This is a genomic window from Enterobacter ludwigii (assembly GCA_023023105.1).
In the GTDB taxonomy this organism is placed as follows: Bacteria; Pseudomonadota; Gammaproteobacteria; order Enterobacterales; family Enterobacteriaceae; genus Enterobacter; species Enterobacter adelaidei.
This window is the reverse complement of the sequence record CP083824.1, coordinates 2,832,236-2,846,123: the sequence shown is the minus strand read 5'-3', so window position 1 is coordinate 2,846,123 and position 13,888 is coordinate 2,832,236. Positions and strand designations below refer to the sequence as shown.

Below are 13,888 nucleotides of genomic sequence, written 5' to 3'. Positions count from 1 at the left end.
AGAGTCATGGCTATACAGGGTATTGAAGGGGTAATCAGTCAGTTGCAGGCAACGGCGATGACGGCCCGTAATCAGAATGTGGCAGAACAACAGCCGAACATCAGCTTTGCAGGGCAACTGCATGCCGCTCTTGACCGTATCAGCGATACCCAGACCGCCGCACGGACCCAGGCAGAGAAGTTCACCCTTGGTGAACCGGGTGTGGCCCTGAATGATGTGATGACCGATTTGCAAAAAGCTTCGGTGTCCCTGCAGATGGGGATCCAGGTGCGTAACAAGCTGGTGTCGGCTTACCAGGAAGTCATGGGGATGCAGGTTTAAGACCTGTCGATCTTCGCTGGCAGCCTTAGCGCTTTAATGCCACAATATTTTTTTCTTCGAATGCAGGAAAGGTGATGAAAAAAATAGCAATTGCTGGTGCGCTGCTGGCACTGACCGGGTGCGTTCAGGTCGATAACTATAAAGAAGTGATCAAGCATCCTGTTCCGGCGGAACTGGCGGGATACTGGCAGTCAAAAGGGCCGCAGAGCAAAATGGTCAGCCCGGAGGCGATTGCCACGCTGGTGGTGACGGAAGAGGGCGATACGCTTGACTGCCGTCAGTGGCAGCGCGTGATTGCCGTGCCGGGTAAAATCATGCTGCGTTCAGACAGTTATTACAACGTAACCCGCAAGCTGGATATCTATCCGCTGGAACGTGATGGTTTAACGCTTGAGTACGACGGACTGGAGCTGCAAAAAGTCGACCGCCCAACGGTTGAGTGCGCTGATTACCTGAGCAAAAATCCGCTGGAGAGCAAGGCGCCTTAACCTTTTTTGCCGGGTGGCGCTGACGCTTACCCGGCATTGTTTTTACAGCGCTTCCTCTATTACCCAAATGCTGACGCTCCCGCCTTTACAGGTAAACGTCCCTTCGCCATCCGCGGCCGTGGTGATGGTCTCTTCGCGATTGCCGAGAAAATCACGCCACGTTTTATTACCGTAATTTTCCCCAAGACAAATCACTTTCTCTCCATCGTCACCATTTGACAACACGACCACACAGCCGGGATCGTCCTCGGTACCGCTGCGGCTGAAGGCGATACAGTTAGGATGGTCAAAAAAGAGCGTCTGCACGCCGTGGGCAAAGCGCTGACGAGCAAGGATCAATTCGTGGAGCTGCTCAATGACCGGCATGTCTATATGGTACATTTCACCGTCGCCCCCCGTATCGTCATAACTGGCACCGAAGAGATCGGGATAAAAGACGCTCGGCACACCATTTTCCCGTAGCAAGATCAACGCATAAGCCAGGGGTTTAAACCAGGCTTCGACCGGTGCCTCCAGGGCCTGCAAAGGTTGGGTGTCGTGGTTAGCCACAAGGGTTACCGCATGAAACGGATCGGCTTCCACCAGCGTACCGGTGAAGATTTGGCTCATGTCGTAATCCCGTCCCTGGCGTGACGCTTCGTGGAATTTCATCTGCAGGGGGGCGTCAAACAGCATCGTTTTACCCTCGACCTGGTCAATATAGGCCTGGAGCTTATCCACTTCGTGGGACCAGTATTCCGCCACGATAAACAGCGGCTGGTCCGCGACTTCCTGTACGTGTTCAATCCACTCTTTGTAAAACCAGGCGGGAATATGTTTAACGGCGTCCAGACGAAAACCGTCGCAGCGCGTCTGTTCCATGACCCAGCGGGCCCAGTATTTGATCTCTTCCGTGACGGCGTGATTGCGAAAGTCGATATTTTCGCCCATCAGATAATCGAAGTTACCCATTTCATCATCAACCTGATCGTTCCAGCCTTCGCCGGTGTAGTCGTTGACGATTTTAAAGATGCCGTCTTCAGCAGGGTTTTCAATATGGTCGACGCCGCTGAAACATTTGTAATCCCAGATAAACTGCGAATATTGCCCGGCGCGGACAGGGAAGGTGTAACGTGTCCAGGCTTCACACTCGATGACCTCGTCATCAATTTGCGTGCGGTCCTGTTCGTTTACACGCTGAACGCGGACAGACTCTTTCTCATCTGCCCCCATTTTATGATTCACCACAACATCCAGCAGCACCGCAATGTCGTTGCTTTTAAGCGCGTCAATGGCTTCCAGCAACTGTGCTTTTTCGCCGTATTTGGTGGCGATGCTGCCTTTCTGGTCAAACTCACCGAGATCGAATAAGTCGTAAGAATCATACCCAACCGAATACCCACCAGACGCGCCTTTATAAGCGGGTGGCAGCCAGATCATATTGATGCCGATTTCGTTAAGATTGGGGGCTAATGCCGTGACCTCTCGCCACAATTCACCGCCAGCAGGGTAGTACCAGTGAAAACATTGTAACAGGGTGGGGTTTTTCATCGTCCGTGCTCCAGAAGCCGTTTGGCTGACTTCTGGAGTATGGATGAAGAAATCATAATTGTGTGTCGCGGGTCAAACTTTCTGGATAAAGAATATTCCCTGACAGCTTTCCATAGGTAGATGTGATGGATTGCTGTTTACCGGTTTGATCAATGAGACTGCGCAGTTCGTCCATCCGGACTTTCAGCAGCGCCTTTAGCGTATTCTCATTCTCAAGGATCATTTCCAGCAGCGCACGCGCTTGCTCAACCTGAGCCGGAGGGCATGACATGATGGGTGTTTGCGAAATCTTTTCCACCAGTTGAACGTAATGCATTTCCTGCTCAATAAGCGCATCCCATTGACCAGAATGTGCGAGATTTAGCATAGCAATGCTCTGAGCATGTAACGCCTGCCAGTGGCTAAGCGCTGCGCTGGGATTATTCATTAAAATTATCCTGAAATAGAGGACGCATTGGGGCCAATTTGCTTCCACGCATCCGCAATGTTGTTTAATAAACCCTCGACTTCAACAATTGCGTCTACGTCGTTACTGACATTCGCCAGTAACAAACGTCGAACCATATATTCGTACAAGGAGGCAAGATTACCGGACAACTCGCTCTCAACCTCCATGTTCAGTCCTGCTTTTAAACCATTGTCGATGATGTTGATGGCTTTAGATAAAGCCTCACCTTTTTCACGAATTTGCCCGGCTTCCATGAACAAACGCGCGCGGACGAGGGCGCTATGCGCCCCGTCAAACAGCATGACAATCAGTTGGTGTGGACTGGCATTCATGACTGCACTTTCTACACCTATCTGCTGATAGGATTGAACACCAGAGGTCTTATACATATCCACTCCTGAAGGCTACGACTACTTTTGTGAGAACTGTTGGGTCAGATAGTTGGCTGTACTGGTCATTTTGGTGACTAATACGTCCAGGCTGGTGAACTGCGTTTTGTAACGCGCCATGGTGGCATCAATAGTGGCTTCCATCGCATCGTAACGTTCACCCAGCGTTTTCAGCGTCTTATTGATCCCGTCTTTTGCGTTCTGGATCACACCTGCGCTACCGGTGCTGGTGCTGAGCATGGTATCCAGCGTTTTACTCATCTGGGTGGCCATACCGGTGGTTTTCCCGTCGCCCACAAAGTACTGCTGTACGGCGGTAGGGTTGTCGGTGAGCGCTTTTTTCAGTTTATCGGTATCAATTTTCAGGTTACCGACCGTACCGTCAGACCCTTTTACCGGATCCTGGGTAATGCCCAGTTGAGCCATGATCTGAACGGAACCGCTCTGCACTTCAGTCAGCAGGCCGCGCAGCTGAGACTGAATGCCACGCACGTTCGCGTCGCCAACGAGCGCACCGTTACTGGTGGACTGGCTTCCTGAACCTGCGTCGACAGGAACATATTTCGTCAGGCTGTTAATGGTGGACTGCAGTGAGTTATATGCGGTTACCCAGTCAGCGATGGCTTTCTGGTTAGCATCTGTTGCGCGACTCACCTCAAGTGTCTCGTCGGCCTTGCTTTCTGCCTTCAGCGAGAAGGTCATACCTGGCAGCGCATCGGTGATGGTATTCGACTGGCGCTCAATCGAGATGTTGTTCACCACCACAATCGCGTTTTGCGCATCGGTATTTACCGTCAGTGCGCCCGTTTTGGTGGTTGAATCGTAGCCAATTGCGCTTTGCAGTTTGGCGTCACCCGTAACGCTAACCGTCATCGCCCCATCCGTACCGGTGGTTTTCGATGACAGCATCAGGCGGTAATCGCCGTCTTTCGCTTTAATCACGCTGGCGGTGACGTTGCCGTTCGCTTTATTAATGGCGCTCGCGATCCCTGCCAGAGAGGTATCGCCATCCGCCAGGTTCACCTCTAAAGGTGTCTTCGTACCCGGCTGGGTGATAGTGATTTTACGTGTCGTACCTGTCGTATCGCCCAGCAGATCCGTGTTGTTTGCATAGGAGCCCGTGGTGAGAGCCTGTGCCTTCGCGACCTGGTTGACGTTGACAACAAAAGAACCCACGGATGCGTCAGCGGTCGTTGTGGCTGTAAAGGCCGTGTTCGTGCTGCTAACAGACGTGGAGTTCCAGGTGGTTGCTTTACCCAGCGCAGCGGTGGCAGTCTGCAGCGATGTCATGGCGCTCTGCAGTTTGCCGTAAGCGCTTAACTGTGCGTTATACGTTGATTGCTGGGAAGTAATCGTCGTCAGCTTGGTTCTTTCTGCTGCATCCAACTGATTATATAAATCCCCGAGTCCTGCAGAACCTATCCCGAGGTTACTGATAGTAGCCATGCATATTTTCCTTAAAATACGAAAGTAGTTCAGGACTCTTATCGGCCTCTTAACGTAAAAGTTTACGATGGTGAGAAAAAAATAATCCAAAGAATAGACAGGTCCCGGTGGGGTAAATGCAAGGATTGCACTTTAGGGTAATTTTCAGCGCGCTGAAAACACATTGAAAAGTGTGTCTATTCCTTGCGCTAAAAAGCCGTAAATAATAAGTCGATAGTGAACCTTAATTGCTTTTTTAAAAATAAACACCTTAAAAATCAGTTAATTATAATTTTTTCAAAATTGATTCTAAAGTCTTTTGGGGACCCGTCGATAACCTTATTGACGGTGAGAGACGCTGTGAGTGTTAGGCACCGGACCTAAAACCCAATTTTTGAAGGAAAGAAAATTATGGCAGTTATCAATACTAACCTGTTGTCCCTGACCACTCAGAACAACCTGAACAAATCTCAGTCTTCTCTGGGCACTGCTATTGAGCGTCTGTCTTCAGGTCTGCGTATCAACAGCGCGAAAGACGATGCCGCTGGCCAGGCGATTGCAAACCGCATGACCGCTCAGATCAAAGGTATGACTCAGGCAGCACGTAACGCCAACGACGGTATCTCCATGGCGCAGACTGCTGAAGGTTCTCTGAACGAAATCAACAACAACTTGCAGCGTGTTCGTGAGCTGGCTGTTCAGGCAAGCAACGGTACCAACAGCACATCTGACCTGGCCTCTCTGCAGGATGAAGTTACAGCACGTCTGGCTGAAATCGATCGCGTAGCGGGCAAAACTGACTTCAACGGTATCAAACTGCTCGACGGTTCTGCAGGTGCTTCTGGTGTGGTTAAAATTCAGGTTGGCGCAAACGACCAAGACACCATAGATCTTGACCTGAGCGGTGCTAAAGCGGACTCTACTACTCTGGCTGTGAAAAGCATCGACCTTAAATCCATGAAGTCTACCGATCTGGCAACTATCGATGCCGCTATCGCTAAAGTTGATAAAGCACGTTCTGGCCTGGGTGCGGTGCAGAACCGTTTCACTTCTGCAATCAACAACCTGAACAACACCTCTAATAACCTGTCTGCTGCTCAGTCCCGTATCCAGGATGCTGACTACGCAACTGAAGTTTCCAACATGTCCCGCGCGCAGATCCTGCAGCAGGCTGGTACTTCTGTTCTTTCTCAGGCAAACCAGGTTCCACAGACTGTTCTGTCTCTGCTGCGTTAATAAATTTTTAGTTCTTATATTCAAAAAGCCAACCTAAAGGTTGGCTTTTTTGTGCACTGAAAACCCCCAGCTAGGCTGGGGGTTCCGGAAAGCTTTCAGCTATGAGTCAGTTATAAAAAAACCTTTTGATTTGTTAAAACAACTGCGGTCTGGCAACTGCAAGAGAGAAACAAAAAATCAAAAGGGGGTCCCAATGGGGGACGAAAAGAGCTTAGCGCACACCCGATGGAACTGTAAATATCACATAGTCTTTGCACCAAAGTACCGCAGACAGGCGTTCTACGGAGAGAAACGTAGAGCGATAGGAGCGATTTTAAGAAAGCTATATGAGGGGAAAAACGTGAATATTCTGGAAGCATAATGCTGTGTGGATCATATCCATATGCTTCTGGAGATCCCACCGAAGATGAGTGTGTCGGGCTTCATGGGGTACTTGAAAGGTAAAAGTAGCCTGATGCTTTACGAGCAGTTTGGCGATTTGAAATTCAAATACAGAAACAGGGAGTTCTGGTGCCGGGGATACTATGTCGATACGGTGGGTAAGAACACGGCGAAGATACAGGACTACATAAAGCACCAGTTGGAAGAGGATAAAATGGGAGAGCAGTTAGCGATCTCGTATCCGGGCAGCCCGTTCACAGGCCGTAAGTAATCCATAGATGCAAAAGATGCAAATATCAGATTGCGATGCGCCTGTTAGGGCGCGGCTGCTAACAGAGCCTTACAGGCGCATATGAAAAACCTCCGGCTATGCCGGAATATATTTATTATTGAATATAGATAATCCCCAGCTAAATAGCTGCGCGGAATTGTAGATCACTTTGAGGGAACTCAGCCCGGATTGTGCGATCTGAACAATCGCCAAAAAGAAACAAACCACCAACCGGACTGAGCGATGCCGATCATAGCACCAATTCCCTGTGACGAACGATGCCTGATGCAAAAAGCAATCCATAAAGCACTGGGCGAATGAAGCACAGTACTTCCGGTTTTTTATGAAGACGAAGTGGATATTCATTTCAATCCCAAAATTGGCGCATACTGGCAGCTTCGCGGCCAGCAAAAGCGAGTCGTTACGCTGGGACAGAATGAAAAATACTTTCTGGCCGGGGCGTTACTTACTGGCAGAGGAAAGTCAGCTACGTTGGAGGCAGCTGTAAAATCTCCTCGTTATTTTTAAGTCTATTAAAGCATCTCAAAGTGACATACCGGCGAGCCGAAACCACCACTCTAATCGTGGATAACTATATTATCCATAAAAGCCGTGAGACTCTGTGACCTGCTCCCCGTTGATTAGTACACCCCGATGTTAGTAATGTCTTCATAAGCCACATGAGGACATCCCCATGAAGAAGCGTTTTTCCGACGAACAGATCATCAGTATTCTCCGCGAAGCCGAAGCTGGGGTACCCGCCCGTGAACTCTGCCGCAAGCATGCCATTTCCGATGCCACGTTTTACACCTGGCGTAAGAAGTATGGCGGTATGGCGGTGCCTGAAGTTAAGCGCCTGAAGTCGCTTGAGGAAGAGAACGCCAGACTCAAGAAGCTGCTTGCCGAAGCCATGCTGGATAAAGAGGCGCTTCAGGTGGCTCTTGGGCGAAAGTACTGACGACAGACCAGAAGCGGGAAGCCGTGATGTTGATGTGTGATGCGACCGGTCTGTCGCAACGTCGTGCCTGCAGGCTTACAGGTTTATCCCTGTCGACCTGCCGCTATGAGGCTCACCGTCCGGCTGCTGATGCGCATTTATCAGGGCGCATCACTGAGCTGGCACTGGAGCGCAGGCGTTTTGGCTACCGTCGTATTTGGCAGTTGCTGCGCCGTGAAGGGCTTCATGTTAATCATAAGCGCGTGTACCGGCTTTATCACCTCAGTGGCCTGGGCGTAAAACGCAGAAGACGTCGTAAAGGGCTGGCAACAGAACGTCTGCCGCTGCTCCGTCCGGCGGCGCCCAATCTGACCTGGTCGATGGATTTCGTCATGGACGCACTTTCCACCGGTCGCAGGATCAAGTGTCTTACCTGCGTCGATGATTTCACAAAGGAATGCCTGACGGTCACTGTTGCCTTTGGGATTTCAGGCGTTCAGGTCACGCGTATTCTGGACAGCATTGCACTGTTTCGAGGCTATCCGGCGACGATAAGAACTGACCAGGGGCCGGAGTTCACTTGCCGTGCACTGGATCAATGGGCCTTTGAGCATGGTGTTGAGTTGCGCTTAATCCAGCCGGGCAAGCCAACGCAGAACGGATTTATTGAGAGCTTTAACGGACGATTTCGCGATGAATGTTTGAATGAGCACTGGTTCAGCGATATCGTTCATGCCAGGAAAATTATTAATGACTGGCGGCAGGATTATAACGAATGCCGCCCGCACTCCACGCTGAATTATCAGACACCGTCTGAATTTGCAGCGGGCTGGAGAAAGGGTCATTCTGAGAATGAAGATTCCGACGTTACTAACTGAGTGTTGTATCTAATCGTGGGGGCAGGTCATCTGTGCTGGCTGAAAGCGAACCCGAAGCTCAGCGTGATTTATCAACCTGTTTACTCAACGTGTGTGAACCACGTAGATCAGTTATGGCAGGCACTTCATGATACGAAAACGCGTAAGCATCAGTGCCGTCGATGTGGCAGTTACTGAAAAAAGGTACGGTATCTTATGGAAACCGCCAGCCCATTTCCGGGAGGAAAACATGGGCTGGCAAAAGAGTAGCGGTATTAGGTGCAGCTATTTAGTCTTCAACTAAATTTGTAGTGGGCTGGCGAAACAGAAAGTGCGAATAAGATCCAACCGATATTAATAACTGAATGTTTTCAAATCCTGGGGGCAAGTCAAACCCAATGAAGATGAGTGTGTCAGATTTAATGGGATATGTGAAAGGCAAAAATAGTCTGATGTTTAACGAGTAGTTAGGTGATCAAAAACTTAAGAAATAGGAATTAAAAGTTCTGGTGTCTGGGACGCTACATGAATAACGTGGGTTAAGCAAGGTAAATATAAAATAGTGATTTTAAGGGGTCGGCGTGAGAGAGGGAATAGTGTTTTCGTAACTTGGTGGCCCATTTTTGGCCACAAGTGATTCGTAATGTTAATTTAAAATTGTGATGCTTTATTTTATTTATTAAAAATAAGGATTGTAATGACTTTTGTAATTTTATTAAGTTACGCATTCGAGGTTAAATATTATTTGTGTGGGGTGAGTGGTAATATAAAGGCCACTCACCCCAAGTGACCTTTAATTTCAACCAACAACTGAACCATTATGATTGGTTATTAAACGTTAAGAGATAATATATTGCGAGCTAAAGGTAATTGGGAACTAAAAATATTTACAGGATATTTATCTCTGAATACATTAACAAGCAAAAATAGAAGCTCCTTTTGGGTGATTTAATGATTGCACCAACGCGCAATGAATTTTTCAAGGGAGTAAATGATTTCTATATTTACTGGAAGGCCATAGCGAGCTAAAAGATTGCTGACACGCTGACTCTCACTTCCTCTGTTTTCATCATCATTTTTTATAAGAAAATAATGATAGATAAATGATAGCCATTTTTTCGAACGCTGCTGGTGTAGTTCGTAGTCCTTGTCAGTAATAAGAGCATTTAGAAATTCATCTATATCATCATAGCAATCACTTTCATAGACTCCTCCATGTATACCGAGAACACTTCTTGAAAGAAGTCCCATAGGTTTTTGATAAAAAGCTGCTTCGTACTGAATAGTTGATTGTGTAAAAAGATAGTAATCAGCAGCATTCAGAAGAGTATGTATATTCTCTTCTGGTAATGACTCCAACTTACTGATAGTGTTTTATGTTCAGATAATGCCCGATGACTTTGTCATGCAGCTCCACCGATTTTGAGAACGACAGTGACTTCCTGCCCAGCCTTGCCAGATGCTGCCTCAGATTCAGGTTATGCCGCTCAATGCGCTGCGTATATCGCTTGCTGATAACGTGCAGTTCTCCCTTCAGGCGTGATTCATACAGCGGCCAGCCATCCGTCATCCATACCACGACCTCAAAGGCCGACAGCAGGCCCAGAAGACGCTCCAGCGTGGCCAACGTGCGTTCACCGAATACGTGCGCCACAACCGTCCTCCGTATCCTGTCATACGCGTAAAACAACCAGCGCTGGCGTGATTTAGCGCCGACGTAACCCCACTGTTCGTCCATTTCCGCGCAAACAATGACGTCACTGCCCGGTTGTATGCGTGAGTTTACCGACTGCGGCCTGAGTTTTTTAAGTGTCGTAAAATCGTGTTGAGGCCAACGCCCATAATGCGTGCACTGGCGCGACATCCGACGCCATTCATGGCCATATCAATGATTTTCTGATGCGTACCGGGTTGAGAAGCGGTGTAAGTGAACTGTAGCTGCCATGTTTTACGGCAGTGAGAGCAGAGATAGCGCTGATGTCCGGCAGTACTTTTACCGTTACGCACCACGCCTTCAGTAGCTGAACAGGAGGGACAGCTGATAGAAACAGAAGCCACTGGAGCACCTCAAAAACACCATCATACACTAAATCAGTAAGTTGGCACCATTACCTTCTCTTCTGTTTTTATAATATAAGGTGAATTAGGTAATTTAATTCCTGTATTATCATATAATGATAGCGGGTGCTCCTGATAAGTGATATAAATTTTTCTTTTGATGCACTGTTTGATTATCGCGTTTATCTTTTCATTAACTTCATCAGTTTTCAGTTTATTGATGGCACGGTATCGGCTATTACTATGCTTAACAGCAAGTCCGAGAGGCCCATGATTGAATATCGCGATAATAGCGCTTTTTTCAGGAATACCATACTCTGCTTTGAATCGAACAGTTTCTTTAAAAGCAGTTGAGTGGTACTTTCCGACAAGATTATGCTTATCAAGTACTATGGATTTTAGTTTCTCCCACAATTCAGGTTCAGGCACGTATTTATCATATAAATTCTCTATCATCAAGCTTGTTAATAATTCTGATTGAAGGTAATTATCCCCAATATCCATCATCAATGTATTTTTTAGGAATCCACGCTCCATTGACCAAAAAGGGATACCTCTCTGTAATGCAATATTACGTAGAATCCAATTTGTTATATCATTACTTTGCCAACCAATTATAGTTGCTGGCTTAATGGCGGTGATCAACTCACTATAAAATGCTATGCCACAATTAGCAATTTCATGTGAAATAGATAGACTACAATGATATTGCGTAGATAATGAGCTAAGAATATCCTCCGTAGCAATAAAATTAGAATTTTGCAGAACAATATTATTGGCATCTTGGTGATATAAATCCGCAATGTGATAGTGTATGGGGATTGTAAAAAAAGACGCATCAGGTAGTTCTGTAGTAGTTGCAACAATTAAATGCATTTGTTTTTTTTGAAGTTCTAAAGACAGAGTTTCCCAGAATAAAAAAACACTATCATCTACTTCAACAGGTACATTATTAAATGCTAAAACAAGCCCATTGGAGAAAAAATCATCCATTTACAATCTCCGCGTCACAGCTATCGCCAATGGGGCGATATACAATATGAATAACATCATCATTGCGGGAATTGCGAGGTCTGAAGTATAAAATCGAGGTAGGGGTAAGGCCTGTGATTATACCTTTTACCACATCAGCGCCATCTATAAACCAATCATTATTTATAGTTAGCTCTTGCATTTGAGAATCATTGTATATTTTGTATACGAGATTTGTTTTGATTCTGGATACAGAGATCAGTTCTATACCATTATACTTATCATTCAATTTCATTACTATTTCTGCCGTAACTATAGGAATGTAGAGAGAGTAACATCCTTCATGAGTATACATAGCGGTTAATTTTTTTGTAACAACAGTAGTGTTGTTAATATAAAGAACATCAACCATTTTCTTGCGGTAGGAAGCATCGGTTAAGGACCAAGTAAGCCCATAGCGATAACTGCTTAGGAGTGCGATAGATTGTTCTATACCACCATAACGTAATTCTGTTGGGGTATTAGTAATATTTATATTGGCATTACTATCAGTTAGTAAAGAAGGTCCGAATTTTTTCATCTGATAATTATGTTTACTTAGATTGTAGAGTGTTGAAGTCTGTTCAGAGCCAAGATTGATATCGAATTTCATATTACTGAAGCAGCGTATTTCGTTTTCTGTTGGGAAATAAATAAAACGGAATAAGTCAATGATTGAGGAAGTAATTTCATACTCCGCTTCGTATGCCAAATTGGTAGCGGGTGAACCGATAAAATATAATGCTTCGTTCTGTATCTCTCTTATTAAAGATAGATGCTTCTGACTGATGCTTGGTTCTTCGCCTACAGGAATACCTTCGTCAGTATAATCTACAGTTGAATTCCTATGAGATGAGCAAAGGGATTCATAAATTGCAATATGGTTTGTCAAGGCTTTTATTGTACGGCAGTCAAAAGTCTCAGGGTTCACCATCCCCGTTCGGTTATTTTTCCATTCTGGGGTATATGAAACAATCATGTAACAACCAGAAATACTAATAGATAACTCTTCTTGTAAAATTGTTTGCAATAAATTCTGTGTTGTGCCTTCGTAACCTAAATCAACTAATAATAAGTGATCTCCAGCCTTAATTCCCGTACTGTTTATAATGTGTTTAATTAGCTTTTTACGATATTGCTTGGAATTATAAATAATATGCTGTGTATAATTTTCACTGAGAATTATTTTTATTAGCTCATTGATTTTATAGCTTCCTTGGTTAATATTTTTTTTAAGTGGCATCATCTCTTTTTGATTAATACCAAAGTGTTTGGACACTAAATTTAGTGTCTCATCATTAACATATTGATTCGCAATGTCATCATCTATATTATTAAAAAGAGTAATGAGATGGTCACTAACACTTTCTTTTGATATGAAACTTGCGCGAATAGAACACAAACGAGAAATATTAAGATCATGCGTTTCTATTTCCGGGTATAAAATATTAAATGCTGAGCGTGGCATAAAACCATCCCGCATTAAAAAAGCAACTTTTGTATTATTTTTCTTTTTATAATCTTCAAAAATTTTCTTTGCAAAGCTACGCAGCGTTGGACCGAGAACACTCCAGCCAATTAATTTTTGTGGCGATGTATCATCATCGACATTTTCTGAAAACCAACCATGCCACAAGTTAGGGATAGGTGCTTCCTTGCGTAATTTAGGGAAGATGAGAGTCGCTACGCTCTCTCGTTGTCTAAAAACTTTATTTATTTCCTTATGAGTATGGCGAAAATGAATGGCTTCAATGCCCAATTTATTTGGTGAAATAAAATCAGCTGCTTTATTATCACCGATGTGAATTAACTGCGCAGCAGGTATTTTTTCTTTATTTAAAACTTTACCCCATAGTCCTGTCGTCTTTCCAACACCGTGTTCGCTGGAACAATAGATATCATCAATTAAATCTGAAACTTCAGGTGACAACGATGTTATAATATGCCTTAATTGTGTTTTATTAAAGTAAGTGTCACTGACAATGATGGTTTTATATTTTTTCTCTTTCGCAAGCTTCAATATATTTATGGTTGGCGCATGTAGAAAGCCATGTTTTATTTCTGCGGCAATCTCTTTTTGAATATATTCATCAAGAATGATCGGATTGTCTAATGGGAATAATTGCTTGTATATTTCAGCTAGATTTACCTCTGAGTGACCACAATTAAGCATTTTTTTCGCGCGTGCACGTTGCTCAGCTTGTACCCGACTGACAATATCTATTGACGGGTCAATGACGGTAAAAACATCTATAGGCGAAGCCGTTTTTCGCCAGAAAAGAGTATCGAAGCAATCAAACGAAATTACTCTGGCATTAGTATCTGCAATATATTCATAAAGTTTAGTTAAAGATGTGTATTCTGCTTTCATGCTCGTCACCTAAGGCAAATGAAGTCTATTGTCGCGGTTGCTTGAGCAAAGTTATGCATCGAAAAACGAGGTTAATTTCCTTTTGTTCATACGATTCGTGCATGGTGGCGCTTCAACAGTGCTTGAAATTTTTTTAGTCTCCAAATAACCCCTCATTTCACCCAC

12 protein-coding genes and 3 pseudogenes are annotated in these 13,888 nt (G+C 45.2%); 7 read left to right on the top strand and 8 right to left on the bottom strand.

Going from position 1 to position 13,888, the window contains the following annotated elements; all coding sequences use genetic code 11:
* Positions 1-6: 6 nt before the first annotated feature.
* Positions 7-321, top strand: coding sequence for a flagellar hook-basal body complex protein FliE (gene fliE, locus LCD46_13800; protein ID UOY69164.1), 315 nt, complete (start codon positions 7-9; stop codon positions 319-321).
* Between the two features lie 74 nt (positions 322-395).
* On the top strand, positions 396-809 hold the full coding sequence (locus LCD46_13795) for a lipoprotein (protein ID UOY69163.1): 414 nt from the start codon (positions 396-398) through the stop codon (positions 807-809).
* 42 nt (positions 810-851) lie between these two features.
* Here the strand turns inward: LCD46_13795 and amyA are convergent, their stop codons facing one another.
* Genes amyA through fliD form a run of 4 tightly spaced genes read right to left on the bottom strand, consistent with a single transcriptional unit; the run spans position 852 to position 4,622 of the window.
* Complete coding sequence (amyA, locus tag LCD46_13790) at positions 852-2,339, bottom strand: alpha-amylase (protein UOY69162.1); 1,488 nt, start codon at positions 2,337-2,339, stop codon at positions 852-854.
* Between the two features lie 52 nt (positions 2,340-2,391).
* Positions 2,392-2,766: a flagella biosynthesis regulatory protein FliT gene (gene fliT, locus LCD46_13785; GenBank protein UOY69161.1), complete on the bottom strand. Its 375-nt coding sequence runs from the start codon at positions 2,764-2,766 to the stop codon at positions 2,392-2,394.
* Between the two features lie 5 nt (positions 2,767-2,771).
* Positions 2,772-3,176 carry a flagellar export chaperone FliS gene (gene fliS / locus LCD46_13780; GenBank protein ID UOY69160.1) on the bottom strand — a complete coding sequence of 135 codons (405 nt, stop codon included), beginning with the start codon at positions 3,174-3,176 and terminating at the stop codon, positions 2,772-2,774.
* Positions 3,177-3,197: 21 nt separating this feature from the next.
* Positions 3,198-4,622, bottom strand: a complete 1,425-nt coding sequence (gene fliD, locus LCD46_13775) for a flagellar filament capping protein FliD (protein ID UOY69159.1) — start codon at positions 4,620-4,622, stop codon at positions 3,198-3,200.
* A 387-nt stretch (positions 4,623-5,009) separates the two neighbouring features.
* On the opposite strand from fliD, the gene LCD46_13770 reads away from it, so the two are divergent.
* From LCD46_13770 to LCD46_13750, 5 genes and pseudogenes are all read left to right on the top strand, one after another.
* Positions 5,010-5,837 (top strand): flagellin FliC, encoded by an 828-nt coding sequence (locus tag LCD46_13770; GenBank protein ID UOY72964.1) that lies wholly within the window; start codon positions 5,010-5,012, stop codon positions 5,835-5,837.
* Positions 5,838-6,030: 193 nt separating this feature from the next.
* Positions 6,031-6,489: pseudogene (gene tnpA / locus LCD46_13765) on the top strand (IS200/IS605 family transposase).
* A 294-nt stretch (positions 6,490-6,783) separates the two neighbouring features.
* A pseudogene (locus LCD46_13760) lies at positions 6,784-7,112 on the top strand (IS630 family transposase).
* Positions 7,113-7,183: 71 nt separating this feature from the next.
* A protein-coding gene (locus tag LCD46_13755) for an IS3-like element ISSen4 family transposase (GenBank protein UOY69158.1) occupies positions 7,184-8,304 on the top strand; the annotation gives its coding sequence in 2 pieces (ribosomal slippage) (positions 7,184-7,442 and positions 7,442-8,304; 1,122 coding nt in all).
* Positions 8,305-8,334: 30 nt separating this feature from the next.
* A pseudogene (locus LCD46_13750) lies at positions 8,335-8,553 on the top strand (IS630 family transposase).
* A gap of 678 nt (positions 8,554-9,231) precedes the next feature.
* Here LCD46_13750 and LCD46_13745 read toward each other — a convergent pair.
* The 4 genes from LCD46_13745 to LCD46_13730 all read right to left on the bottom strand — a co-directional run bounded on the left by LCD46_13745 (position 9,232) and on the right by LCD46_13730 (position 13,723).
* A complete protein-coding gene (locus tag LCD46_13745) occupies positions 9,232-9,642 on the bottom strand; it encodes a hypothetical protein (protein ID UOY69157.1) in 411 nt (136 codons plus the stop codon).
* Position 9,643: 1 nt separating this feature from the next.
* Positions 9,644-10,341 (bottom strand): IS1 family transposase gene (locus LCD46_13740; protein UOY69156.1). Its coding sequence is split into 2 segments (ribosomal slippage): positions 9,644-10,092 and positions 10,092-10,341, totalling 699 coding nucleotides; the frame shifts between segments, so codons are not numbered across the junction.
* A 33-nt stretch (positions 10,342-10,374) separates the two neighbouring features.
* Positions 10,375-11,334 carry a hypothetical protein gene (locus LCD46_13735; protein UOY69155.1) on the bottom strand — a complete coding sequence of 320 codons (960 nt, stop codon included), beginning with the start codon at positions 11,332-11,334 and terminating at the stop codon, positions 10,375-10,377.
* Positions 11,327-13,723 carry a hypothetical protein gene (locus LCD46_13730; protein ID UOY69154.1) on the bottom strand — a complete coding sequence of 799 codons (2,397 nt, stop codon included), beginning with the start codon at positions 13,721-13,723 and terminating at the stop codon, positions 11,327-11,329. Before LCD46_13730 ends, LCD46_13735 begins: the two co-directional genes overlap by 8 nt.
* Between the last annotated feature and the right edge of the window lie 165 nt (positions 13,724-13,888).